General features: G+C 72.7%; 17 protein-coding genes. 12 read left to right on the forward strand and 5 right to left on the reverse strand.

From position 1 onward, the window contains the following. Window positions 1-29 precede the first annotated feature (29 nt). The 4 genes from ADL34_RS14145 to ADL34_RS14160 all read left to right on the forward strand — a co-directional run bounded on the left by ADL34_RS14145 (window position 30) and on the right by ADL34_RS14160 (window position 3,551). Window positions 30-233: a cold-shock protein gene (locus ADL34_RS14145; RefSeq protein ID WP_030212004.1), complete on the forward strand. Its 204-nt coding sequence runs from the start codon at window positions 30-32 to the stop codon at window positions 231-233. A 511-nt stretch (window positions 234-744) separates the two neighbouring features. Continuing rightward, window positions 745-2,046: a 4-carboxymuconolactone decarboxylase gene (gene pcaC, locus ADL34_RS14150; RefSeq protein WP_062667001.1), complete on the forward strand. Its 1,302-nt coding sequence runs from the start codon at window positions 745-747 to the stop codon at window positions 2,044-2,046. A 33-nt stretch (window positions 2,047-2,079) separates the two neighbouring features. After that, entirely contained in the window at window positions 2,080-2,715 is a 636-nt protein-coding gene (locus ADL34_RS14155; RefSeq protein ID WP_062667003.1) for an MBL fold metallo-hydrolase, read from the forward strand. 56 nt (window positions 2,716-2,771) lie between these two features. After that, window positions 2,772-3,551 (forward strand): exodeoxyribonuclease III, encoded by a 780-nt coding sequence (locus ADL34_RS14160; protein ID WP_062667005.1) that lies wholly within the window; start codon window positions 2,772-2,774, stop codon window positions 3,549-3,551. On the opposite strand, the gene ADL34_RS14165 is transcribed toward ADL34_RS14160, so the two are convergent. Next, window positions 3,548-5,362 carry an SGNH/GDSL hydrolase family protein gene (locus tag ADL34_RS14165; RefSeq protein ID WP_062667007.1) on the reverse strand — a complete coding sequence of 605 codons (1,815 nt, stop codon included), beginning with the start codon at window positions 5,360-5,362 and terminating at the stop codon, window positions 3,548-3,550. The genes ADL34_RS14160 and ADL34_RS14165 overlap by 4 nt on opposite strands. Window positions 5,363-5,526: 164 nt before the next feature. On the opposite strand from ADL34_RS14165, the gene ADL34_RS14170 reads away from it, so the two are divergent. Then, the gene (locus ADL34_RS14170) at window positions 5,527-5,934 is read left to right on the forward strand and encodes a DUF6278 family protein (RefSeq protein WP_062667009.1); all 408 of its coding nucleotides are present in this window, start codon (window positions 5,527-5,529) and stop codon (window positions 5,932-5,934) included. 423 nt (window positions 5,935-6,357) lie between these two features. Here ADL34_RS14170 and ADL34_RS14175 read toward each other — a convergent pair whose 3' ends face one another. Together ADL34_RS14175 and ADL34_RS14180 are read right to left on the reverse strand one after the other, a co-directional pair. After that, window positions 6,358-7,926 (reverse strand): alpha/beta fold hydrolase, encoded by a 1,569-nt coding sequence (locus ADL34_RS14175; RefSeq protein ID WP_062667011.1) that lies wholly within the window; start codon window positions 7,924-7,926, stop codon window positions 6,358-6,360. A gap of 116 nt (window positions 7,927-8,042) precedes the next feature. Beyond that, window positions 8,043-8,801, reverse strand: a complete 759-nt coding sequence (locus ADL34_RS14180) for a hypothetical protein (RefSeq protein ID WP_199835570.1) — start codon at window positions 8,799-8,801, stop codon at window positions 8,043-8,045. Between the two features lie 142 nt (window positions 8,802-8,943). Here ADL34_RS14180 and ggt point away from each other — a divergent pair, with 142 nt between their 5' ends. Beyond that, window positions 8,944-10,746, forward strand: coding sequence for a gamma-glutamyltransferase (ggt, locus tag ADL34_RS14185; RefSeq protein ID WP_062667012.1), 1,803 nt, complete (start codon window positions 8,944-8,946; stop codon window positions 10,744-10,746). A 15-nt stretch (window positions 10,747-10,761) separates the two neighbouring features. Here the strand turns inward: ggt and ADL34_RS14190 are convergent, their stop codons facing one another. Further along, window positions 10,762-13,317, reverse strand: coding sequence for an ATP-dependent Clp protease ATP-binding subunit (locus tag ADL34_RS14190; RefSeq protein ID WP_062667014.1), 2,556 nt, complete (start codon window positions 13,315-13,317; stop codon window positions 10,762-10,764). A 158-nt stretch (window positions 13,318-13,475) separates the two neighbouring features. Beyond that, the gene (gene map / locus ADL34_RS14195) at window positions 13,476-14,243 is read right to left on the reverse strand and encodes a type I methionyl aminopeptidase (protein ID WP_062667016.1); all 768 of its coding nucleotides are present in this window, start codon (window positions 14,241-14,243) and stop codon (window positions 13,476-13,478) included. An 85-nt stretch (window positions 14,244-14,328) separates the two neighbouring features. On the opposite strand from map, the gene ADL34_RS14200 reads away from it, so the two are divergent. The 6 genes from ADL34_RS14200 (at window position 14,329) to ADL34_RS14225 (ending at window position 21,003) form a co-directional block, all read left to right on the forward strand. Beyond that, a complete protein-coding gene (locus tag ADL34_RS14200; RefSeq protein ID WP_062667170.1) occupies window positions 14,329-14,595 on the forward strand; it encodes a helix-turn-helix domain-containing protein in 267 nt (88 codons plus the stop codon). Window positions 14,596-14,723: 128 nt separating this feature from the next. Beyond that, the gene (locus ADL34_RS14205) at window positions 14,724-16,076 is read left to right on the forward strand and encodes a hypothetical protein (protein WP_063892290.1); all 1,353 of its coding nucleotides are present in this window, start codon (window positions 14,724-14,726) and stop codon (window positions 16,074-16,076) included. 194 nt (window positions 16,077-16,270) lie between these two features. Continuing rightward, entirely contained in the window at window positions 16,271-17,113 is an 843-nt protein-coding gene (locus ADL34_RS14210) for a nitrilase-related carbon-nitrogen hydrolase (RefSeq protein ID WP_062667019.1), read from the forward strand. Beyond that, the gene (locus ADL34_RS14215; protein ID WP_062667021.1) at window positions 17,110-18,393 is read left to right on the forward strand and encodes an aspartate aminotransferase family protein; all 1,284 of its coding nucleotides are present in this window, start codon (window positions 17,110-17,112) and stop codon (window positions 18,391-18,393) included. Before ADL34_RS14210 ends, ADL34_RS14215 begins: the two co-directional genes overlap by 4 nt. Window positions 18,394-18,430: 37 nt before the next feature. Further along, a complete protein-coding gene (locus tag ADL34_RS14220) occupies window positions 18,431-20,005 on the forward strand; it encodes a PucR family transcriptional regulator (protein WP_062667023.1) in 1,575 nt (524 codons plus the stop codon). Window positions 20,006-20,160: 155 nt separating this feature from the next. Then, a complete protein-coding gene (locus ADL34_RS14225) occupies window positions 20,161-21,003 on the forward strand; it encodes a nitrilase-related carbon-nitrogen hydrolase (RefSeq protein ID WP_062667024.1) in 843 nt (280 codons plus the stop codon). Window positions 21,004-21,024 lie beyond the last annotated feature (21 nt).

A 21,024-nucleotide genomic window follows, 5' to 3' on the forward strand; every position in this document is an offset into this window, starting at 1 on the left:
AGGCGTTCATCGACTGGAAGGCATCAGACATGGCAACGGGAACTGTGAAGTGGTTCAACGCGGAGAAGGGCTTCGGCTTCATCGCTCAGGACGGCGGTGGTCCGGATGTCTTCGCGCACTACTCCGCGATCAACTCCACCGGCTTCCGGGAGCTCCAGGAGGGCCAGGCCGTGACGTTCGACGTCACCCAGGGCCAGAAGGGTCCGCAGGCCGAGAACATCACCCCGGCCTGACCTCACAGACCCGCCCGAGGGGTCACGCACACTGCGTCCGGTGAGCGCCCCCGGTGGGCTTTGCCGCCCACCGGGTGAAGCGCCTGCTCCCGTGCGGGGCGTGCACAGGATCAGGGGCCGCGCAGCCATCGCTGCGCGGCCCCTGATCTGTTGAGACGGGTGTGACCTCGGCCGAACTCCCTAACCTCAGTTGGTTCGAGCGTCGTCCGGTGCGGGCGTCGCATGCCCTGTTGGGACAGGCGGGCCAGGCGGTAGCGGGTCAGTACGCGGTGCGGGCTGGTCCCCGTCAAGATCCCTCAGCCGAGACCTGGTTCACCTGTCCACAACACAACCTCCCCGGACAGAACACCTGGCAGGCCACGCTGCGTCAGGGGCGCGCGTACACGCTGAGAGGCCCGGACTCGATCGACGAGGCCGTCGGCCGTGCCCGACGAGTCGAGCCACGGATGCATCGAGCCGTGGGCTTCCCCCGGCTGTGTGAGATTTCGTGAGACGTGAGAGGGTCTGGGGCGTGAGTGAGACACCGTCGAACACCCTGCAATACCGCTTTGACGGGCCAGAAGAGGCTCCCGTCCTGATCCTGGGTCCCTCACTGGGCACCACGTGGCACATGTGGGACCGGCAGGTCCCCGAGCTGACCCAGCAGTGGCGTGTCTTCCGCTTCGACCTCCCCGGGCACGGCGGCGCCCCGGCCCACCCGGCCGGCTCCGTCACCGACCTCGCCGAGCGGCTGCTGGCCACCCTCGACGGGCTGGGCGTGCAGCGCTTCGGATACGCCGGGTGCGCGCTCGGCGGCGCGGTCGGCATCGAACTGGCCCTGCGGCACCCCGAGCGCGTCGCGTCGCTCGCCCTGATCGCCGCGTCCCCCCGCTTCGGCACCGCCGACGAGTTCCGGCAGCGGGGCGTGATCGTGCGGTCCAACGGCCTCGACCCCATCGCCCGCACCTCGCCCGACCGCTGGTTCACCTCCGGCTTCGCGGCCGCGCAGCCCGCCATCACCGAGTGGGCCGTGCAGATGGTGCGCACCACCGACCCCGGCTGCTACATCGCCGCCTGCGAGGCCCTCGCCTCCTTCGACGTACGGCCGCAGCTCGCCGGCGTCACCGTGCCCACCCTCGTCCTCGTCGGCTCCGACGACCAGGTCACCGGGCCCGCGGAGGCCCGCACGCTGGTCGCCGGGATACCCGACGCCCGGCTCGCGGTCGTCCCCGGCGCCTCCCACCTCGTGCCCGTCGAGCAGCCCGCCGCCGTCACCGACCTGCTGGTGCGGCACTTCTCCACCGCGTGGCAGCCCGCCTACGACTCCACCACCGGACAGCTGGCCGTGGTCGCCGCGTCCGTCCGGCCGGCCCCGGTCGCGGCGCCCGTGCAGCCCGCGCCCCTCGCGGAGATCGCCCCGGCCGCCGTCGCCCCGACGCCCCCGTCCGGCCGCCCGGACGCGTACGACGCCGGGATCAAGGTCCGGCGCGAGGTCCTCGGCGACGCGCACGTCGACCGGACCCTCGCGCAGGCCGACGAGTTCTCCGGGGACTTCCAGGAGTTCGTCACCCGCTACGCCTGGGGGGAGATCTGGGACCGGCCCGGTCTCGACCGGCGCACCCGCAGCTGCGTCACCCTCACCGCGCTCGTCGCGGGCGGGCACCTGGACGAGCTGGCCGCCCACACGCGGGCCGCCCTGCGCAACGGCCTGACCCCCGGCGAGATCAAGGAAGTGCTGCTCCAGGCGGCCGTCTACTGCGGTGTCCCGGCGGCGAACAGCGCGTTCAAGGTCGCCCAGCAGGTCATCCGCGAGGAGACCACCCCGGAGGGGTGAGCGTCCGCGACCCGCGCGCGTCAGGATGGACCCATGAAGCTCACGAAGAAGTCGCACGCGTGCGTCCGGCTGGAGAAGTCCGGCCGGACGCTCGTCATCGACCCCGGCGGGTTCACGGAGCGGGACGCCACGGCCGGCGCCGAGGCGATCCTCGTCACGCACGAGCACCCCGACCACTTCGACGAGGGACGTCTGCGCGCGGCCCTGGAGGCCGACCCGGCGACCGAGATCTGGACCCTGAGGTCCGTCGCGGAGCAGCTCTCGGCGGCCTTCCCCGGCCGCGTGCACACGGTCGGCCACGGCGACACCTTCACCGCCGCCGGCTTCGACATCGAGGTGCACGGCGAGCTGCACGCCGTCATCCACCCGGACATCCCGCGCATCACCAACGTCGGCTACCTCGTGGACGGCGGCAAGGTCTTCCACCCCGGCGACGCCCTGACCGTGCCCGCCCGGCGCGTGGAGACGCTGATGCTCCCGGTCATGGCCCCGTGGAACAAGATCTCCGAGGTCATCGACTACGTCCGCGAACTGAAGCCGCAACGCGCGTACGACATCCACGACGCCCTCCTCACCGACCTGGCCCGCCCGATCTACGACCGCCAGATCGGCGCCCTCGGCGGCACCGACCACCTGCGGCTCGGCCCGGGGGACTCGGCCGAGGTGTGAGGGGGCGCACCCCGGGCGGGACCGCGTTGTCGGACCCGCCCGGTAGGTTGTGAGGCATGCGTATCGCGACCTGGAACGTGAACTCGATCACCGCCCGCCTGCCCAGGCTCCTCGCCTGGCTGGAGAGCAGCGGCACCGACGTCCTGTGCCTGCAGGAGGCCAAGGTCGCCGAGGAGCAGTTCCCCTTCGACGCGCTGCGCGACCTCGGCTACGAGGCGGCGGTCCACGTCACCGGCCGGTGGAACGGCGTGGCGGTGCTCTCCCGCGTCGGCATCGAGGACGTCGTCAAGGGCCTGCCCGGCGACCCCGGCTACGACGGCTCGGTGGAGCCCCGCGCGATCTCCGCGACCTGCGGCCCGGTCCGCGTCTGGTCGGTCTACGTGCCGAACGGCCGCGAGGTGGACCACCCCCACTACGCGTACAAGCTCCAGTGGTTCGAGGCCCTGAAGGCGGCCGTCGCCGGGGACGCGGCCGGCAGCCGCCCCTTCGCCGTGATGGGCGACTACAACGTGGCGCCGACGGACGACGACGTCTTCGACCGGGCCGCCTTCGAGGGCGCCACGCACGTCACCCCGGCCGAGCGCGCCGCGCTCGCCTCCCTGCGCGAGACGGGCCTGACGGACGTGGTCCCGCGCCCCCTGAAGTACGACCACCCCTTCACGTACTGGGACTACCGCCAGCTCGGCTTCCCGAAGAACCGCGGCATGCGCATCGACCTCGTGTACGGCAACGAGGCGTTCGCGAAGGCCGTCGGCGACTCCTACGTGGACCGCGAGGAGCGCAAGGGCAAGGGCGCCTCCGACCACGCCCCCGTCGTGGTCGACCTGGACGTCTAGAAGGCCCCAGGGCCTCCTCGGGGCACCAGCGAACGCAGGTCCACCGACCCGGCCAGCGCGGCGAGCCCCGCGTCCCCGGGGTGCAGATGGTCGCCGCTGTCGTAGGCCGGCAGCATCCGCGCCGGACGCGCCGGGTCGCGCACCACGGCGTCGAAGTCGAGCACCCCGTCGAAGACGCCCGCCTGGCGGATCCAGTCGTTGATCCTGGTCCGCTCGGCGTCGACGGCCGGGGTGCACCGCGCCTCGCCCTCGCACGGCAGGATCGTCGCCGCCAGCATCCGCAGCCCGTGCGCGTGCCCGCGCTCGGCGAGCACCCGCAGCCCGGCGACGACCTGCTCGGCCGTGGCCTGCCAGCGCACGTCGTTGATCCCCTCGAACACCACGGCACTCCGCACCGACGTCTGCGCCAGGACGTCCCGGTCGAAACGGTGCAGCGCGCTCACCCCGGAGGTGTCGGTGGAGACGCCGTCACCGGGATACCGGTCGGAGACCACGCGGTTGCCGGAGATCCCCTCGTTGAGCACGCCGTAGCGTGGCACCTCGCTCTGCCCGCGCAGCCGGTCCGCCAGCACGTCCGGCCACCGCCGGTCGGCGTCCGGCGTCGACCGGTCGCCGTCGGTGATGGAGTCGCCGAGCAGCACCACGGAACCCGGACCGCCGGACACGTCGACCCCGGTCAGCAGCGGCCAGCTGGTCAGGACGGTCGGGAAGGCCGCCCCCGAGACGTCCCCGGTGTGGTCGCCCGGCTCGCTCACGTACGACCGCTGCTGCGCGAGCCGGTGCACGGGCGCCGCCGGCACGGTCCCGGGCAGATGGAAGCTCACCAGCAGATGCGCGTCCCCGGGCACCCGGAAGCCCAGGGGATCGCTGTACGCCTGGGCGCCCGCCGGGATCCGCACGCCCCGTGCCCCGCCGAAGGAGACGCGCACCGGCGTGCCCGTCGCCTCCGCGCCCGACCGCCGCACGGACACGGTCGTGCTCCCGATCCGCACCGGCCCGGCCGCGAACGTGTTGTCGAACCGCAGCCGCACCCGTGGCCCGCCCACGGAGGTGTGCACCACGAGCCGCAGCGTCCGGTCCGTCCAGGGACCGACGGCCGGGTAGCCCCCGGCGGCGGTCGCCCAGCTGCCCGTCCAGCCGGCCGCGGGGGCGCGCACCGCGAGCGCGAACACATGCATCGCCGGGGCCTGCGGCAGCCGTACCGAGGCGACCTCGCGACCGGCCGCGAGGGGCACCGTCACGACGTACAACCGGGGCCGTTCGGCGAGCTGGCCGCCGGGCGTGTTGAGGTGGGCCAGGGCCACCGCCTTGGTGGCGAGCGGGCCGGTACGCCAGTCGGGGGCGGTGAGGGCGTACGCGGACCGGGTGCCGTCGGCGTAGGTGACGGCACCGGTGCCGGACACGTCGGTGCCGGCCGTGCCCGCAACCAGGAAGGCCAGGGCGTCGCCCCGGCCGCGCAGCCGCACTTCCTGCCCCGCGGCCCGGACGTTGTCCGGGGCACCGCCCCGCCCGGGCCAGGTCAGCCGGGTGCCCTGAACGGTGAGCGCGCGGCCCGGTGTCCAGCCGGCGGCGGCGAGGTCCTGCGCGGACAGCGAGGCGCCCGATCCGTCGAAGTCGGCCTCGGCGGGCCGGGTGTCGTCGCTGACGGCCGTGTTGTCGAAGAGCCGTTCCAGCGGCAGCGGTCCGGGTCCGCGTGCGGTGGCCGCGTGCGCCGGGAGGCCGGGCACCAGCACGCTGAAGAGGGCCAGGACGACGGCGGAACTCCACCTGCGTCGGCGCACCTTCGACTCCTCCCGTTCACGACCGCACATGACTTCGCACGAGTGGTTCCGCTGAGACGCGTGACGCACCGAGAACGTAGGGAGGCAGCGGTGACCCGTCAACGCGCCATGCGCGAACTCGGCGTGAACTCGACCCGAATCGGCGGTCCGCGCGCCTGTGGTGCGTTCGGCCGTGCGAATGACACGCTGGAGGTATGAAGATCCCTTTTCTGGGCGGCCGGCCGGAGAAACGCGCAGCCGTCGACCCCGAGGGCATCGCCGGACTCCTCGCCGAGTGCGAGCTGTTGAGGTCCCTCGCCTCCCGGGCGGGGGTGCGACTCGACGACAGCGCCGAGTCGTTGGAAGCGCTCGACCAGTTGCTGCCGCGCTGGCGGGACGACGCGGACATCCTGGCGTGGCTCGGCAACGACGCGGGGCTCTACCTCGGCACGGTCCTCGTGCGCACGGTGCGGGGGGCCGGCTGGATGATCCGGCCGGACGGCCAGCCGGTCGTACGGCTCGCCTCGGGACGGGAGTTCGACGTGGTGGCCGCCGGGCACGAGTGGGCGGTGAACGGGGTGCCCGAACTGTCCCAGTGGTACGGGGAGGTGGCCGAGACGTAAGGCTTTGACCTGCACTTCCGGATAAGAGCGGTGTAAATACGGCTTATGCCCGAAAAGTGCGTGTCGTGCGTCGAGTCCCTTCCGGCCTGGATAGTTTGCGGCCACCGCATCACAGCTGAAGAGGACTGGGGCTGGGCATGACCGGCGATCCGATGGCCGAACCGCGCGACGACGGCACACACGAAGGGGACCCGCCCGGACGGGAGGGCGGCGCGGGCGTGGCCGAGGGGGTTTTCCCCCACCGCGATCCACGCCCGCCACGACCTCGACTACGATGATTCGTCCGTCCCCTGGGCCATGGAGGTGGCCCCGGCCGCGACCAGGGACGCTGCTGCCGGGTGGGGATCCCCCCACGGCCCCGGGACCACGGGGCGGCAGGGGGCAGCAGTCACAGAGCCATACCCGCCCGGCGCCGGCCGGAGATCACTGCTCGCGCAGGGGGATCGACACGTACGACGGGTCGTCCGCCGGTGAGGAGAAGGTCAGCCGCGCGCCGGACGGGTTGTGCTCGATGTAGAGCGGGTCGACCGTGTCGACCACCAGAGCCAGCCGGTGACCGGCCGGCACGTCCCAGGCCGTGGAGTACAGCTCCAGGTCGAGGCCGAACGGCCGCCCGGGCGTACGCCCGTGGAAGGTGTACGGCGCGTTGCTGACCAGCTTGCCGAGGCCGAGCGGGCCCACGTCGTAGAGATAGGCGACGAGGGTGCCGCTCTCCTCGGTCGGGGTGACGGTCGTGTGCAGCTTCGCCGTCCCCCTGATGTGCTGTGCGGCCGGGTACTTCCCGGACTGCCAGACGGCCGCCCAGCGCCGGGGGAGGAGCGGGATCGAGGCCATCGGCGGCAGATGGGCCACCTGGTCGAGGATGCTGGAGAGGAAGACGATGCCGCCGTCCGCGCCGGAGTCCACGTTGGCCCGGATGGTGGTCGAGCCGCCGAGGGAGATCTTGCGTTCGGTGGCGGCGACGGACTTCCAGTCCGGATAGCTCTCGTAGCCGCCGGAGGAACGGGGCTTGAGCTGGACGGGCGGTTCGCGGTCGATGCCGTTGTCCTCGCCCCGCAGATGCCGGTCGAACCAGCGCTCGGTGTCCTTCCACACGTCGTTGGGGACACCGAGCAGGCCCGTGATCTCCGGGGTGGCGTGGTCGCCGGGGCGCATCTCCAGGCGTTTGGGGCCTGTCAGCTTCTCGTAGAAGTCCGCGTACTGGTTGGGCGGGAAGACGGTGTCGCCCCAGGCGTTGGCCAGCATGACCGCGGCGCCGCTGTCGTTCAGCTGGTCGACGTAGGTCGCGGCCGAACGTCTCTTCCCCCAGTCGATCAGGTCCTGTTCCCGGGACAGGTCGGAGGCGTAGAAGTCGCGGAAGATCCCCTTGAGTTCCTCGCTCCGGCGTCCGGTGATGCGGCCCGCGCCGTCCAGCAGGGCCCCCGCCTGCACGTGCTGGGTGCGGCCGGAGTAGATCGAGCCGATGAGGTCGGCCCAGCCGCTGAGGGCGGCGACCGCCCGGACCCGCTTGTCGTGCGCGGCGGCGAGCAGGCTGATCCCGGCGCCGTACGACACACCCGCCATGCCGATGTGCCGCGGGTCGGCCGGGGTGTTGGCCAGGGCCCAGTCGATGACCTTGGAGGCGTCGGCTATGTCCGGTGGCCCGGCCACTTCTATCTCGCCGCCGGACTGCCAGAAGCCGCGCACGTTGTAACTGACCACGACATAGCCGGAGTCCGCGAGCTTCTGCGCCTGCGCGAAGTACTCGACCTGGGGCAGGCCCCAGCTCGTGGGCAGGACGAGCAGCGGGTGGCGGCTCCCGGCGCGGGCGCCGGACGGCGTGACGACGTTGGCCTTCAGGGTGATGCCGCCGTCGCCGGCGATGTCCACGAAGCGGACGCCGTTCGGGGCCGCCTGGGCCGCCGGGGCGGACCCGAGGACGCCACCGGCGACGAGGGTCGCGGCGACGATGCCCACGGCGGTCGTGCGCGGGGCGGTGCGTTGGAATCCCACGGGTCACTCCTCGCTCGTCTGCGTGCAAAGTGACCCGACGGTAACCGCGATCGTTTACCGTAAGTAACCCGTCGGTAAGTTACGTGCCAGTAAAGATTAATGGAATGTGATGTACCTCAGGAGGCGCGGTGGCTATTGCGCGCGGGCGCGGGTGCGGGCAGTGCCGTCTGCGCCGCCCGCGTCACGTCCGCGACGAGCTCCACCACGTCCGGCCCGTACGCCTGCGAGTTGACTATCTTCAGCAGCAGCACGAACGAGCCGTTGCCGTGCTTGCGGGACAGCCGCTCGTGGTTGCGGGCGAGATATCGGGTGGCCGCCTGGTTGGTGATGGCGGTCTGGCCGCAGAACAGGAAGACGGGCCGCGACCCTTGGCTCTGGCCGACGGTGATCCGCGCGAGCAGCGCGTACTCCTCCTTGCCGGGCTCCACCTGGTAGCGCTCGGAGCCGATCTGGAACAGCCCCCGCTCCGGGCCCGGTTCGGCGTCCGTGTTCACCCGCACCCCCGGCAGCAGCGACGCCAGATGCGCGGCCATACGGCGGTTGGAGGCCGGCCCGCCCACGCAGAACTCGGTGCGCTCCCCGAAGCCCTGGCGCGCCGCGTCGTGCGGGATGATCTGCGCGTGGGCGTGGCAGTCCTTGATGAGGGCGGCGAGTTCCAGCAGGGCGAACACGTCGTAGCGCATCACCGTCAGCTCGGGCCCGCCCGCCCCGCGGTTGACCACGAGCAGCGATTCCGCGTTCTCGGGCAGCCCGAAGAACGCCTGCTTGCGGCGCAGCCTGCGCCTCCACAGATAGGTGCGGGCCAGCCAGCCGAGCGCGGCGCTGATACCGGCCGCGACCACGCCCAGGACGATGTTGCGCACGTCGTCGTTCATGGGCGCGCATGCTAGCGAACCGACGCCTCTGGTACGTACCGGTGTTCGACGCATGGCGTTCGCGTGACAGTCCTCCGAGGGGGTCTGTCGGGACCCCGGGGATGCGGTTACGCTGCGCGGACAGTCCTGACTGGAGGTGCGGATGCGTCGCCGTGTCGCGCGGAAACTGTCGGTCCTGGCGGTCTCGGCCGCCGTGGTCTCGGTGGGGGCGGCGGCGCCGCCCGGCCCCGGGGGAGCACGGCCCGTGGAGAAGGTGCCGGTGGCCGCCGGCTACGGCGGAGCGGTGGCCAGCGTCGACGCCGACGCCACCGCCGCCGGCATCGAGATCCTGCGCAAGGGCGGCAACGCGGTCGACGCCGCCGTCGCCACCGCCGCCGCGCTCGGCGTCACCGAGCCCTACTCGGCCGGTGTCGGCGGGGGCGGCTACTTCGTCCACTACGACGCCAAGTCCCGTTCGGTGCACACCCTCGACGGCCGGGAGACCGCGCCGCTCAGCGCCGACTCCAAGCTGTTCGTGGAGAACGGCTCAGCGATCCCCTTCGCCGACGCCGTCACCAGCGGGCTGAGCGTCGGCACCCCCGGCACGGCCGCCACCTGGCAGAAGGCCCTCGACGCCTGGGGCAGCAAACGCCTCGGCACGGTGCTGAAGCCCGCTGAACGGCTGGCCCGCGACGGCTTCACCGTCGACGAGACGTTCCGTTCGCAGACCGCCTCCAACGAGACGCGGTTCCGCTACTTCCCGGACACCGCGAAGCTGTTCCTGCCGAACGGCCGCCTGCCGGTCGTCGGCTCCACCTTCAAGAACCCCGACCTCGCGCGCACCTACGCCGAACTGGCGCGCAAGGGCGTCGGCGAGCTGTACCGCGGCGACCTCGCGCGGGACATCGTACGGACGGTGAACGAACCGCCCGTGGCCGCCGGTTCGGGATGGAACGCCCGGCCCGGCGACCTCACCGCCAAGGACCTCGCGACCTACCGCGTCCGGGCGCAGGCGCCGACGAAGACGACCTACCGGGGTCTGGGCGTCTACTCCATGGCGCCGTCCTCCTCCGGCGGCACGACCGTCGGCGAGGCCCTCAACATCCTGGAGCGGACCGACCTCTCCCGCGCGAGCGACGTCCGCTATCTGCACCGGTACATCGAGGCCAGCCGGATCGCCTTCGCGGACCGCAGTCGCTGGGTCGGCGACCCCGCATTCGAGGACGTACCGACGAAGGAACTGCTCTCGCAGCGGTACGCCGACTCGCGGGGCTGCCTCATCAAGGACGACGCGGTGCTCACCAGCCCCGTCGCGCCCGGCGACCCCCGCCACCCGGCCGCCTGCGACGCGCGCGGCACGGCCGCCCCCACGACCTACGAGGGCGACAGCACCACCCACCTCACGGTGGCCGACAAGTGGGGCGATGTCGTGTCCTACACGCTCACCATCGAGCAGACCGGCGGCAGCGGCATCACGGTGCCCCGCCGAGGCTTCCTGCTCAACAACGAGCTGACCGACTTCTCCTTCACCCCTGCGAGCCCCGCCGTCCACGACCCGAACCTGCCGGGCCCCGGCAAGCGGCCGCGCTCGTCGATGTCCCCGACGATCGTGCTGGACCGGCACGGCGAGCCCGTCGTGGCGCTCGGATCGCCCGGCGGCGCCACCATCATCACCACGGTGCTGCAGACCCTGACCGGCTTCCTCGACCGGGGGCTGCCGCTCGTCGACGCGATCGCCGCGCCGCGCGCCAGCCAGCGCAACGCCGCCACCACCGAACTGGAACCGGGCCTGTACGACAGCCCGTTGCGAACGCGTCTGGAGGCCATCGGGCACGGCTTCCGGCTCAACCCGGAGATCGGCGCGGCCACCGGTGTGCAGCGGCTGCCGGACGGCCGGTGGCTGGCCGCCGCCGAGAAGGCCCGGCGCGGCGGCGGCTCCGCGATGGTGGTGCGCCCGGCGCGCTGACGCCGGGCGCGACGCTCACAACTCGGGGGCGGGCGGCAGCTCTTCCGTGCGGAAGTCCAGCCGTCCGTCCGCGACGTCCACGGTGACCCGGCCGCCCTCGCCGATCCGGCCGTCGAGCAGCAGCCGGGAGAGCTGGTTGTCGACCTCCCGCTGGATCGTGCGGCGCAGCGGGCGGGCGCCGTACTCGGGCTGGTAGCCGCGCTCGGACAGCCAGTCCACGGCCGCGGCGGTGAAGTCCACGGCGACGCCCTGGGCGTGCAGCATCCGGCGCGTCTTGTCCAGCATCAGGTTGGTGATGCGCTCCAGCTGCTCGGTGGTCAGCTGGCGGAAGACGACGATCTCGTCGATCCGGTTGAGGAACTCGGGCCGGAACTGCTGGCGCAGCGGGCGCAGGATGCGCTCGGTGCGGGCCTCCTCGTCGGACTGCCCGTCGCCCGAGCCGAAGCCGATCCCGGTGCCGCCCCGGGTGATCGCCTCCGAGCCGAGGTTGCTGGTCATCACGATGACCGCGTTGGTGAAGTCCACCGTGCGGCCCTGCGAGTCGGTGAGCCGGCCGTCGTCCAGCACCTGGAGCAGGATGTTGAAGACGTCCGGGTGGGCCTTCTCGATCTCGTCGAGCAGCAGCAGCGAGTACGGGTGCCGCCGTACGACCTCGGTGAGCTGGCCGGCCTCCTCGTGCCCGACGTATCCGGGCGGGGCGCCGATCAGCCGGCTGACGGTGTGCCGTTCCTGGTACTCGCTCATGTCGAGGCGGACCATGCGGTCCTCGCTGCCGAACAGCACCTCGGCGAGCGCCCGGGCCAGCTCGGTCTTGCCGACGCCGGTCGGGCCGAGGAACAGGAAGCTGCCGATGGGCCGGTCGGGGCTCGCGAGGCCGGCCCGTGAGCGCAGCACCGCGTCGGAGACCACGCGCACCGCCTCGTCCTGGCCGACCACCCGCTCGTGCAGATGCTCCTCCAGGCCGAGCAGCCGGTCCTTCTCCTCCTCGGTGAGGCTGCTCACCGGGATGCCGGTCTGCCGGGACACCACCTCGGCGATGTTCTCCGTGGTGACCGTCAGATGCATGCCCTCGTCGACCTCGACGTCACCGCCGGCGTCCGCGATGCGCTGCTTCAACTCGACGATGCGGTCCCGCAGATGGGTCGCCTGCTCGTACTGCTCGTCGGCGACGGCCTGGTCCTTGTCGCGGGTCAGCTGCTCGACCTCGCGCTCCATGGCCCGTACGTCCGTGCCCTTGGTCCGCGTGCGCAGCCGGACCCGGGCGCCGGCCTGGTCGATCAGGTCGATCGCCTTGTCGGGCAGCCGCCGGTCGGTGAGATAGCGGTCGGACAGCTCCACGGCGGCCACCAGCGCCTCGTCGCTGTAGCGGACCTGGTGGTGGGCCTCGTAGCGGTCGCGCAGGCCGCGGAGGATCTCGATGGCGTCCGCGGTGGTCGGCTCGGGGACCAGGATCGGCTGGAAGCGGCGGGAGAGCGCGGCGTCCTTCTCGATCCTGCGGTACTCCTCCAGCGTGGTCGCGCCGACGATGTGCAGCTCGCCGCGGGCCAGCGCCGGCTTGAGGATGTTGCCGGCGTCCATGGCGCCGCCCTCGCCGCCGCCTCCGGCGCCGACGACGGTGTGCAGTTCGTCGATGAACACGATCAGCCGGTCGGAGTTGGCGCGGATCTCGTCCACGATGGTGGTGAGGCGTTCCTCGAAGTCGCCCCGGTAGCGGGTGCCCGCGACGACCCCGGTCAGGTCCATCGCGATGACCCGGCGGCCGCTGAGCACGTCCGGCACGTCCCCGTCGCTGATCCGCTGGGCCAGGCCCTCCACGATCGCGGTCTTGCCGACCCCGGCGTCGCCGATGAGCACGGGGTTGTTCTTGCCGCGCCGGGAGAGCACCTCGACGGTCTGCTCGATCTCCTCGTCGCGCCCGATGACCGGGTCGATCCGGCCCTGCCGGGCGAGGTCGGTCAGATCGCGGCCGTACTTGTCGAGGGTCGGCGTGCCGGTGTCGACGCGTGGCCGCTGGTCGGGTCCGGGCCGGGGCGGCGCCGCTTCCGGGGAGTCGGGGGACATCCGGCCGGACGGCGCGAAACGGACCTCGTTGAGGATGTGCCCGGCGGCCGAGTCGGGGTTCGCGGCGAGGGCGCTGAGGACGTGCTCCGGGCCGATGTAGCCGTGGCCGCGGGTCCGGGCCAGGTCGTGCGCGTCCAGCAGCGCCCGCTTGGCGGCCGGGGTGAGGGAGAGCGACGTGGGCGGCGGGGTCTCGCCCGGCGGATGCTGGACGGGGCCAGAGCGCTCGTCGATCTCGGTGGCGAGGGAGTCGGGGTCCGCGCCCGCCCGGCTGAGCAGACTCCGGGTCGGCTCGGCGGACAGGGCGGCCCGCAGCAGATGCTGGGTGTCCAGGTCCCGGCTGCCGTGCTCGGCCGCGTACTGGGCGGCGCCCCTCACCAGCTCCCTGGCCGGCTGGCTGAGCAGCCGTCCGATGTCGATCTGGCGGGGGCCTGAGCGCGGTCCGCTGAAGAAGCGGGCGAGGAATTCTCCGAAGGGGTCGTAGTCGTCCGGACCACTGAAGCCACTGGTCATGGGCGTTCCCATCCGGCGTCCCTGCGCGGGCAGGGTCGCCCTCGCTGATCGACTGCCGGAGTCGGGTGACCCCGGCGGGCGCCGGTTGCACCTGGCCGCGTTCGTAGAACACCTTCGCACGATCGATGGGCGGGGGCACCTCCAGACAGCGCCGGGGGTCAGCGTGCCGTGAGGATGCGCGGGCCGTCCGCGGTGATCGCGACGGTGTGCTCGGCGTGGGCGGCGCGGGACCCGTCGTTCGTCCGCAGGGTCCAGCCGTCCGGGGCCGCGTGGTAGTCGTCGCGGCCGCCCGCGGTGACCATCGGCTCGATGGCCAGGACGAGGCCGTGCCGCAGCGGCATGCCCCGGCCCGGCCGGCCCTCGTTCGGCACGGACGGGTCCTCGTGCATCCGGCGGCCGATGCCGTGCCCGCCGAAGCCGTCCGGCACGCCGTACCCCGCCGAGCGGCACACCGAGCCGATCGCGTGGGCGATGTCGCCGATGCGGTTGCCGACGACGGCCGCCTCGATGCCCGCCGCGAGAGCCCGCTCCACCGTCTCGATCAGCCGGACGTCGGCGGGGCGCGGGGTGCCGACGACGAAGCTGATCGCCGAGTCACCGGCCCAGCCGCCCAGCTGGGCGCCGCAGTCGATGGAGACCAGGTCCCCGTCGCGCAGCCGGTAGCCGTCCGGGATGCCGTGCACGATCGCGTCGTTGACCGAGGCGCAGATGACCGCGGGGAAGGGCACGGGCGCGAAGGAGGGGCGGTACCCGAGGAACGGCGACGTCGCGCCCGCCTCCCGGAGCACGCCGCGTGCCACCTCGTCCAGTTCCAGCAGGGACACGCCCACGTCGGCGGCCTCGCGCACCGCGGTGAGCGCCCGGCCCACCACCTGCCCCGCCACCCGCATCTCGTCGATCGCCGTGTCCGTCTTCAGTTCCACCATGCCAATTACTATACCGGTATTTGAATGGGATCTGATCCGGTCCGACCAGGGTGGGCGGCGGGGGAGCGGTATTAGAATGGGCGCCATGGTGCGCACCCCTCTCACCCCCGAAGAGCGCGAACGCGGCGAGCGTCTCGGCCGCCTGCTCCGCGAGGCCCGCGGCGACCGCAGCATGCCGGAGATCGCGGCGCGCGCCGGCGTCTCGGCCGAGACCCTTCGGAAGATCGAGACGGGGCGCGCCCCCACTCCCGCCTTCTTCACCGTGGCCGCGCTGGCCACGGCCCTCGGCCTGTCCATGGACGACCTGGTCGGCCGGTGCGCGCCCGAGAGCGGCGCCGAGGCCGCCGCCTGACACGTCCGTCACCTTCCGGAAGGACGGGCGCACTCTGCGTCCCGCCGGAAAACTCCCCGTAGCGCGTTCGTAACACGACTGGTGTTGCCTGACGGACCGGAGTGTTCCGGTCTGGCGGGAGTTGGGCGATGTCGGTGGAACAACTCCCGTCCGAGGTACGGGAGTTCACGAACTGTCTGGACGGCCTTCTGGCACGTCTGAACCAGGGCGGCGGCTGGTGCGGCGTGTTCTGGGAACGCGACCCGGAGGGCATGCGCGCCGCCCTCGACGGACGCGAGGTGCCGCCCTGGGACGTGGTCGAGTCCCTGCTCGGCGACCTCGCCGCCCGGTACGGCACGGACAGTGCGACCCCCTACGCCGAACGGACCCGCGCGCTGCACACCGCCGCGGTCGCCGCCCACGACGCCCGGCCCGGCGGACGCGACGCCCTCGGCGACCGCCTCGACGTCATGCTCCGCGAACTGCGGTACGCCGCCGAGCGCCGCACGGCCCTGGAGCACGCCCTCGCCTCCGCGACGACCCGCGCGGAGGCCGACGCGCTGCGCCTCGACCTCGCCTGGGCCCGCGACGACCACGCGCGCGCGAGTGCCCGCTGCGAGGAACTGCTGCGCCGTATGGCGGCCCTCGACCACCGCGCCCTGCCCCCGCGCGGGCACATCCCGGAGGCGGAACCGGAGGGAGCCGTCTTACAGCGGGACGAGCACACGGGCGAGCGTTCCCCCGACCCCGCGCCTACCGTGCCCAGGCAGCGCAGACGCCGCCGGGGCGGCGCCCGGTTCGCCGGGGCCGTCGAGGAGGACACCGGCCCCGTCGTCGTCCCGCCGGCCGTCGAGGAGCCGCCGCCCGCGCCGGCCGCCGGCGGGCGCGGGTCCCCGAGGGGCGCCCGGTTCGCGGGCGTCGCCGAGGAGGCACCCGAGACCCCGCCCCGGCCGCCCGCCGAGGAGCTCGGAGCGGCCGACCGCGAGGACGTCCTCGCCACGGTCGAGACCCTGCGGCGGCTGCGCGGCGCCGGACGCACCGGCGAGGCGCACGCCCTGCTGGTCGAGATCGCGTACTGGCCCGCCGCCCGCTTCCCGTTGCTCGCCGCCGAGCTCAGGCACGCCGGACTCGCCGCCGACTGGGCGACCCTGCTGTGGGAGGCCGCCTCCCTGCCCGCGGCCCGCCTGGTGGCCGCCGCGGACGCCCTCACGGCCGCCGGGCACTCCGAGGACGGCGAGCGCATCCTGCGGGAGGGTGTCGTGCGGCCCGCGCCCGAGATAGGGCGGGCCGTCATGGGCCTGGCCGGCGAAGGACGGCACCGGGAGGTACGGACGCTGCTCGACGCGTACGTCCGCGTCCGCACCCCGGAGGAGGCCGCGCGCAGCGCCGCCGCCGACCCCGGGACGCTGGTGCCGCTCCTGCTGGACGCGGCCCGGGGCGTCTCCGACGAGCGGTACTGGGACCTGGTCCACGCCCTGCGGGTCGCGGGCTTCACCGCCTGACCAGGGAGGCCGTACACCACTCGCCGCATCCCTCCCACCGGCCCCATCCGTCACCCTCAGGAGTGTGAAACGGGATGGAGTCAGCGGGTTAACGACGATGGTCTTGGCAAGGCTGTTCCAGGGGCTTACTTTCGAGCCTCTACGGCCCCCTCTACGGGCGTAGAGGCTCTGACGTCCCGTCGAAGGAGCAGCTCATGGCCAACGTCGTTCGTGCCGCTCTGGTCCAGGCCACCTGGACCGGCGACACCGAGTCCATGGTGGCGAAACACGAGGAGCACGCCCGGGAGGCGGCCCGGCAGGGCGCGAAGATCATCGGCTTCCAGGAGGTCTTCAACGCTCCGTACTTCTGCCAGGTCCAGGAGCCGGAGCACTACGCCTGGGCCGAGCCGGTCCCCGACGGGCCGACCGTGCGGCGGATGCGGGACCTCGCCCGCGAGACCGGCATGGTGGTCGTCGTGCCCGTCTTCGAGGTCGAGCAGTCCGGCTTCTACTACAACACCGCGGCCGTGATCGACGCCGACGGCACCTTCCTGGGCAAGTACCGCAAGCACCACATCCCCCAGGTCAAGGGCTTCTGGGAGAAGTACTACTTCAAGCCCGGCAACCTCGGCTGGCCGGTCTTCGACACTGCCGTCGGCAAGGTCGGCGTCTACATCTGCTACGACCGGCACTTCCCGGAGGGCTGGCGCCAGCTCGGCCTGAACGGGGCCCAGCTGGTCTACAACCCGTCCGCCACCCACCGGGGCCTGTCCTCCTACCTCTGGCGGCTGGAGCAGCCCGCGGCGGCCGTCGCCAACGAGTACTTCGTCGCCGCGATCAACCGCGTCGGCGTCGAGGAGTACGGCGACAACGACTTCTACGGGACGTCGTACTTCGTCGACCCGCGCGGGCAGTTCGTCGGCGAGGCCGCCGGGGACAAGGCCGAGGAACTCCTCGTCCGCGACCTCGACTTCGACGTCATCGAGGAAGTGCGGCAGCAGTGGGCGTTCTACCGCGACCGCCGTCCCGACGCCTACGAAGGGCTGGTGCAGCCGTGACCAAGGACCTGCTGGGACGCCACCACGCCGTGCTGCCCGACTGGCTCGCCCTCTACTACGAGGAGCCGCTGGAGATCACCCACGGCGAGGGCCGCCACGTCTGGGACGCCGAGGGCAACCGCTACCTCGACTTCTTCGGCGGCATCCTCACCACGATGACCGCGCACGCCCTGCCCGAGGTCACCAAGGCGATCAGCGAGCAGGCCGGCCGCATCCTGCACTCCTCCACCCTCTACCTCAACCGGCCCATGGTGGAACTCGCCGAGCGCATCGCCGAGTTGAGCGGCATCCCGGACGCCCGCGTCTTCTTCACCACCTCGGGCACCGAGGCCAACGACACCGCGCTGCTGCTCGCCACCACCTACCGGCGCAGCAACACCGTCCTGGCGATGCGCAACAGCTACCACGGGCGCTCCTTCAGCGCGGTCGGCATCACCGGCAACCGCGGCTGGTCGCCCACCTCGCTGTCCCCGCTGCAGACGCTCTACGTGCACGGCGGGGTGCGCACCCGAGGCCCGTTCGCGCACCTCGACGACGACGCGTTCATCGCCGCCTGCGTCGCCGACCTCAAGGACGTCCTCGGGCACACCCGCCCGCCGGCCGCGCTGATTGCCGAACCCGTCCAGGGCGTCGGCGGCTTCACCTCCGGACCCGACGGCCTGTACGCCGCGTTCCGCGAGGTGCTCGCCGAACGCGGGGTCCTCTGGATCGCGGACGAGGTGCAGACCGGCTGGGGCCGCACCGGCGACCACTTCTGGGGCTGGCAGGCTCACGCCCGCTCCGGCCCGCCGGACATCCTGACCTTCGCCAAGGGCATCGGCAACGGCATGTCCATCGGCGGGGTCGTCGCCCGCGCCGAGGTCATGAACTGCCTGGACGCCAACAGCATCTCCACCTTCGGCGGCACCCAGATCACCATGGCGGCCGGCCTCGCCAACCTGGCGTACCTGCTGGAGCACGACCTGCAGGGCAACGCCCGGCGGGTCGGCGGGCTGCTGCGGGAGCGGCTGCGGGCCGTCGCCGCCCAGGTGCCCCACGCACGGGAGGTGCGCGGGCGCGGCCTGATGCTGGGCGTCGAACTCACCCGGCCCGGCACCGACGAGGCCGACCCGGCGGCCGCGTCCGCCGTGCTGGAGGCGGCCCGCGACGGCGGTCTCCTCATCGGCAAGGGCGGCGGCCACGACACCAGCGCCCTGCGCATCGCCCCGCCGCTGACGCTCACCGTGGCCGAGGCCGAGGAGGGCGCCGCGATCCTGGAGAACGCCCTGCGGAGCCTGTAGCCGGCACGCCCGGACCCCCGAGCGAGGGAACACCGCCATGACCACCACCCCAGAGCCCTGGGACGCCCTCCAGCCCGCTCTGTCGGTCCGTCAGGTCCTCACGCTGGAGCGGGTGCTGGCCGGCGAGCCCGAGGTGGTGGCCGCGGCCGGCCATCTCGACCGGCCGGTTCGCTGGGTGCACGTCGCCGAGGCCCCGGACGTCGGAGTGATGCTCAGCGGCGGCGAGATGGTGCTGACCACCGGGGTGCTGCTCGCCGGGGACGAGGAGAAGCAGGCCGAGTACGTCCGCTCGCTGCACCGGGCGGAGGCAGCCGCCCTCGTCCTGGGCCTCGGCCGCGCGTTCCCGGCCCCGCCCGACGTGATGCGCCGCGCCGCCGAGCGGTGCGGGCTGCCCATGGTCGTCCTGCACCGGCCCTTCCCGTTCGCCGAGCTGACCGAGGAGGTCCAGTGCCGGCTGGTGCGGCGCAAGTTCGCCGCCGTCAGCCTCTCGGAGTCGGTGCGGACAGCGCTGACCGCGCTCATCACCGGCGGCGCCCCGCTGCAGAGCCTGCTCGACGAGATCGCCTCCCACAGCGCCTGCCCCGTCGTCGTCACCAACCTCGCCCACCGCGTCCTCGCCACCGCGGGGGAGCGGTCCGCCGTGGACGACGTGCTGCGCGACTGGGAGCGCATCGCCCGCCAGGCCGGGGGCAGCGAGGGCGACGGCTGGATCCGCGCCGAACTCGGCGGGCGCGGGGAGCGCTGGGGCCGGCTCGTGCTCTGCGGGTACCGGGGCGACACCGCCACCGGGCGGCTCCTCGCCGACCGCGCCGCCGAGGCGGTCGTCCTGCACCGGATGCTCGGCGGCACCGCCGCGCACAGCTGGGAGGAACAGTCCGCGCAGAGTCTGCTCACCGACCTGGTCAGCGGGGTCGTCCCGGCCCGTCAGCTGCTGCCGCGCGCCCGGGCGGCCGGACTGCCCGTCAACCGGCGGACGTTCGTCCCGCTCGTCGTGCGCGACGGCGAGGCCGCCCGGCTGGAACGGGTGCTGCGCATGCTCGGCCTGTCCGGGATCGTCGCCGAACTCGCCGACGGAGCCACCGCCGTACTGCTCAGCCTCGCCCGCGACCAGGACGCCGGGGTGCTCGCCGCCAACTTCGCGGCCCGGGTGCGCTCCGAGGCGGGGGACGAGCGGACCGTCGTGGCCGCCGCCGACGCCCGGACCGTGTGGGACGAGGTGCCCACCGGACTGCGTGAGGCCCAGCACGTGGCGGACGCCGTCGCCGACTCCACCGCGGCCCTCGACCTGCCCGCCGTGGTCCGGCTGCGGGACGTCCATCTGCGCGGCCTGATCCGGCTGCTCCGGGACGACCCGCAGGTGCAGTCGTTCGCCGAGCGCGAGCTGGACGGGCTGCTCCGCGGCCCCGACGAGGACCTGCTCGCCGTCCTCCGCACCTACCTCGCCACCGGCCGCAACAAGTCCCGCACCGCCCAGCTCCACCACGTCTCGCGGCCCGCGCTGTACCGCCGTCTGGAGGCGATACAGACCCGGCTCGGGGTCGACCTCGACGACTTCGAGCAGGCCGCCTCGGTGCACATCGCACTCCTCGCGCATGACGCGCAACACGGTTGAAACACGCAATGACCTGGGAAAACGGCGGTGAAACATGGGTCCACGACAGGGTGACACCGTGGCACGCCCCACGCCCGCAGACGTGACACGGTGCCACTCAAAGCCGATCGCCGGGCTTCCTACGCTCGCTGCACACCGAGCGACCGGAGGTCCCGATGAGCCCAGTGATCCGCGCCGCCCTCTTCCAGACCGCCTGGACCGGCGACAAGGAGTCGATGATCCAGGTGCACGAACAGGCGGTCCGGGACGCGGCCGCCCAGGGCGCCCAAGTGCTCTGCTTCCAGGAGCTGTTCTACGGCCCGTACTTCTGCCAGGTGCAGGACAAGGCGTTCTACGAGTACGCCGAGCAGGTGCCCGAGGGCCCGATCGTCCGCCGCTTCCAGGACCTCGCCCGCGAGCTGGGCATCGTCCTCATCCTGCCCGTGTACGAGGAGGAGCAGCCCGGCGTCCTCTACAACACGGCAGCCGTGATCGACGCGGACGGCTCGTACCTCGGCAAGTACCGCAAGCACCACATTCCACAAGTGCCGGGCTTCTGGGAGAAGTTCTACTTCCGGCCGGGCAACCTGGGCTGGCCCGTCTTCGACACGGCCGTCGGCCGGATCGGCGTCTACATCTGCTACGACCGGCACTTCCCGGAGGGCTGGCGGGCGCTGGGGCTGGCCGGCGCCGAGATCGTCTTCAACCCGTCGGCGACCTCCCGTGGCCTGTCGCGCTACCTCTGGCAGCTGGAGCAGCCCGCGGCGGCCGTCGCCAACGAGTACTTCGTCGGCGCGATCAACCGGGTCGGCGTCGAGGACCTGGGCGACAACGACTTCTACGGCACCACGTACTTCGTGGACCCCGAGGCGCAGTTCGTGGGCGAGGTCGCGAGCGACAAGGAGACCGAACTCGTCGTGCGCGACCTGGACATGGCGAAGCTCCGCGAGGTCCGCGACCGCTGGCAGTTCTTCCGGGACCGCCGGCCCGACGCCTACGGACCGATCACCGCCCCGTAAGACCACAGTGCCGAGCACGGT

It is taken from the genome of Streptomyces sp. NRRL WC-3605 (assembly GCF_001509795.1).
In the GTDB taxonomy this organism is placed as follows: domain Bacteria; phylum Actinomycetota; class Actinomycetes; order Streptomycetales; family Streptomycetaceae; genus Streptomyces; species Streptomyces viridochromogenes.

Coding starts and splice junctions, on each gene's coding strand:
- ADL34_RS14145 (WP_030212004.1), top strand. CDS start 30: ATGGCAACGGGAACTGTGAAGTGGTTCAACGCGGAGAAGGGCTTCGGC.
- ADL34_RS14155 (WP_062667003.1), top strand. CDS start 2,080: ATGAAGCTCACGAAGAAGTCGCACGCGTGCGTCCGGCTGGAGAAGTCC.
- map (WP_062667016.1), bottom strand. CDS start 14,243: ATGGTGGAACTGAAGACGGACACGGCGATCGACGAGATGCGGGTGGCG.
- ADL34_RS14190 (WP_062667014.1), bottom strand. CDS start 13,317: ATGACCAGTGGCTTCAGTGGTCCGGACGACTACGACCCCTTCGGAGAA.
- ADL34_RS14225 (WP_062667024.1), top strand. CDS start 20,161: ATGAGCCCAGTGATCCGCGCCGCCCTCTTCCAGACCGCCTGGACCGGC.
- ADL34_RS14180 (WP_199835570.1), bottom strand. CDS start 8,801: ATGAACGACGACGTGCGCAACATCGTCCTGGGCGTGGTCGCGGCCGGT.
- ADL34_RS14165 (WP_062667007.1), bottom strand. CDS start 5,362: ATGTGCGGTCGTGAACGGGAGGAGTCGAAGGTGCGCCGACGCAGGTGG.
- ADL34_RS14200 (WP_062667170.1), top strand. CDS start 14,329: ATGGTGCGCACCCCTCTCACCCCCGAAGAGCGCGAACGCGGCGAGCGT.
- ADL34_RS14170 (WP_062667009.1), top strand. CDS start 5,527: ATGAAGATCCCTTTTCTGGGCGGCCGGCCGGAGAAACGCGCAGCCGTC.
- ADL34_RS14210 (WP_062667019.1), top strand. CDS start 16,271: ATGGCCAACGTCGTTCGTGCCGCTCTGGTCCAGGCCACCTGGACCGGC.
- ADL34_RS14205 (WP_063892290.1), top strand. CDS start 14,724: ATGTCGGTGGAACAACTCCCGTCCGAGGTACGGGAGTTCACGAACTGT.
- ADL34_RS14160 (WP_062667005.1), top strand. CDS start 2,772: ATGCGTATCGCGACCTGGAACGTGAACTCGATCACCGCCCGCCTGCCC.
- ggt (WP_062667012.1), top strand. CDS start 8,944: ATGCGTCGCCGTGTCGCGCGGAAACTGTCGGTCCTGGCGGTCTCGGCC.
- ADL34_RS14220 (WP_062667023.1), top strand. CDS start 18,431: ATGACCACCACCCCAGAGCCCTGGGACGCCCTCCAGCCCGCTCTGTCG.